This window comes from Spirillospora sp. NPDC049652 (genome assembly GCF_040675125.1).
Classification (GTDB): domain Bacteria; phylum Actinomycetota; class Actinomycetes; order Streptosporangiales; family Streptosporangiaceae; genus Spirillospora.
Window position 1 is genome coordinate 1 of sequence record NZ_JBFAOF010001207.1, and the last position, 1,865, is coordinate 1,865.

Consider the following 1,865-nt stretch of genomic DNA (forward strand, 5'->3'; position numbering starts at 1 on the left):
GGCGGCGGCGCGGGCGAGCTCGACCGCCTCGGCGCAGGCGGCGTCGACGGCGGCCTGGCGGCTGCGGCGCGCCGCCCCGCCCGCGGCGGCACTGGCGGCTGCGGCGCCGGACCGGGACCCGGTGGAACGCGCGGTGCTGGACTGACGGGTTGGGCTCACTCTCCAATTCTCGCCCATGGAAGGGCGTGGCCGGGCACATGCCCGGCCCCCGGACGGTCGATCTCCGTCCCGAAGGGAACATACCTTCGTCAAAGGCACCCCGACGATCGCCCGCGACCAAGGAGCGCGCCCGGCCCAGATGTCCGAATCCGCAGGTCATCCCGCTGACGGCCGCCGGCACGGCGGCCCGGGGGACACCCGTGCGGACGCGGGTCACACCTCGGCCACAAACACCGGCGCGCACCCTGGCCCGGGCCCCGGGGCGGGCACCGGCGGGAGCCGCGGCACGGGCTCGGGCGGAAACCCGGGCGCGGACGCCGCCGGAACGCCCGGCATGGCCGGAATCCAGTCCCCCGGACGGTTCCGCCGGAGCATTCGCAAGATCGGCACCGGAGCCCGGCGTGTCGGCAGCGGAGCGGGACGCGCCGGACGGGCCGTCCGGAGAGCCGCCAACGCGCAGGGCGCGGGGCGCAGCGGCCTCGGCGCGCTGATCGAGGCGGCGGCGATCAATTCGGCCGGGGACGCGCTGGTCGCGGTCGCCCTCGCCGGAACGCTGTTCTTCCACCTGGACGTGAACCAGGCGCGCGGCCAGGTGGCGCTCTACCTGCTAGTGACGATGGCGCCGTTCGCGCTGGTCGCGCCGCTGATCGGCCCCGCGCTGGACCGGATGCGCCACGTCCGCCGGTACTCCCTGGCCGCCTCGATGGCCGGTCGCGGGCTGCTCTGCTGGGCGATGGCGGGCGCGATCCCGCACGGGGACGAGGTGACGTTCCTGCCCGCCGCGTTCGGGGTCCTGGTGCTGTCGAAGGCGTTCGGCGTGCTCAGGGCCGCGGTCACGCCACGCGTCCTGCCGGACCGGGTCACCCTGGTCACGGCCAACGCGCGGCTGTCGTTCGCGGGCCTGCTCGCGGCGGCCGTCGCGGCCCCGCTCGGCGGCGGCGTCAGCCTGCTGGCCGGCGCGGACTGGCTGCTGCGGCTCGCGCCGCTCGTGTTCGGCCTCGGCGTCGTCCTCGTCCTCCGCCTCCCCGCCCACGTGGACGACCCGGACGCCTCCCGGTCTTCCGACACAGCCCCGCCAACGGATGCCGCGCACCCTGACGAGGCCGACACCGCCGACACCGCCGACACCGCCGGAACCGGCGGGCGGCGCGGACGCGGGCGGACGCTGCTCAAGGTCGGCCCGGTCGTGGCCGAGGCGATGCGGGCGAACGCCGTGCTGCGCGCGTTCTCCGGCTTCCTGATCATCTACCTGGCGTTCGTGCTGCGGCAGGAGACGTTCGACCCGGTCCCCCACAACGTCGCGCTCGGGATGCTCGCGGCGTGCGCGGCCGCGGGCGGCCTCGCCGGAACGGCGCTCGGCACGTGGATGAAGGCGCGCGCGCCCCGGGTGATCGTCCACGCGACGCTCGGGTTCGTCACGGCCGTCTGCGCGGTGAGCGCCGTCCTGTTCGGGCTGTGGGCGGCGCTCGCCGTGGCGTTCGCGGGCGCGGTCGGGCAGACCCTCGGCAAGCTCTCGCTGGACGCGGTGGTCCAGCGGGAGGTCGGCGAGGAGGTCCGGTCGTCGGCCTTCGCGGTGTCGGAGACCCTGCACCAGCTGGTGTGGGTCGCGGGCGGGCTGCTCGGCCTCGGCATGTCCCTGGTCGCGGACGGCCGGGTCGCGCTCGCCGAGCTCGATCCGCTCCCGGCCGTCCAGCTCGACCGGGGAC

Annotated in this window: 1 protein-coding gene; it reads left to right on the top strand. The window is 76.4% G+C overall.

Annotated elements, in window-relative coordinates; translation table 11 throughout:
• Positions 1-493: 493 nt before the first annotated feature.
• Positions 494-1,865 (top strand): MFS transporter (locus AB0J52_RS38610; protein WP_500188007.1); only part of this gene is annotated, 1,372 nt, incomplete at its 3' end.